Here is a 1,056-nt window from a genome sequence, read left to right as displayed (position 1 = left end):
GGGACCGGTTAGCTTGGATTCGTCCAGGCGAAGCTGAGAACTTAAGCGCCAGTAAACGGCGGTGGTAACTATAACCATCCTAAGGTAGCGAAATTCCTTGTCGGGTAAGTTCCGACCTGCACGAATGGCGTAACGACTTCTCGACTGTCTCAACCATAGGCCCGGTGAAATTGCATTACGAGTAAAGATGCTCGTTTCGCGCAGCAGGACGGAAAGACCCCGGGACCTTTACTATAGCTTGATATTGGTGTTCGGTTCGGCTTGTGTAGGATAGGTGGGAGACTTTGAAGCAGCAACGCCAGTTGTTGTGGAGTCGTCGTTGAAATACCACTCTGGTCGTGCTGGATGTCTAACCTGGGTCCGTGATCCGGATCAGGGACAGTGTCTGGTGGGTAGTTTAACTGGGGCGGTTGCCTCCTAAAGAGTAACGGAGGCGCCCAAAGGTTCCCTCAGCCTGGTTGGCAATCAGGTGTTGAGTGTAAGTGCACAAGGGAGCTTGACTGTGAGACTGACGGGTCGAGCAGGGACGAAAGTCGGGACTAGTGATCCGGCGGTGGCTTGTGGAAGCGCCGTCGCTCAACGGATAAAAGGTACCCCGGGGATAACAGGCTGATCTTCCCCAAGAGTCCATATCGACGGGATGGTTTGGCACCTCGATGTCGGCTCGTCGCATCCTGGGGCTGGAGTAGGTCCCAAGGGTTGGGCTGTTCGCCCATTAAAGCGGTACGCGAGCTGGGTTTAGAACGTCGTGAGACAGTTCGGTCCCTATCCGCTGTGCGCGTAGGAGTGTTGAGAAGGGCTGTCCCTAGTACGAGAGGACCGGGACGGACGAACCTCTGGTGTGCCAGTTGTCCTGCCAAGGGCATGGCTGGTTGGCTACGTTCGGGAGGGATAACCGCTGAAAGCATCTAAGCGGGAAGCCTGCTTCGAGATGAGCACTCCCACCTCCTTGAGAGGGTAAGGCTCCCAGTAGACGACTGGGTTGATAGGCCGGATATGGAAGCCCTGTGAGGGGTGGAGTTGACCGGTACTAATAGGCCGAGGGCTTGTCCTCAG

General features: G+C 56.0%; 1 rRNA gene. It reads left to right on the top strand.

Annotated features, from left to right (window positions below):
• Nucleotides 1–1,054: ribosomal RNA gene (locus PUR56_RS03930) — 23S ribosomal RNA — on the top strand; the annotation flags it as partial.
• Nucleotides 1,055–1,056 lie beyond the last annotated feature (2 nt).

This window comes from Streptomyces sp. BE303 (genome assembly GCF_036290945.1).
Lineage (GTDB): Bacteria > Actinomycetota > Actinomycetes > Streptomycetales > Streptomycetaceae > Kitasatospora.
The sequence above is the reverse complement of the archived record's forward strand: the minus strand, read 5'-3'. Positions and strand labels throughout refer to the sequence as shown.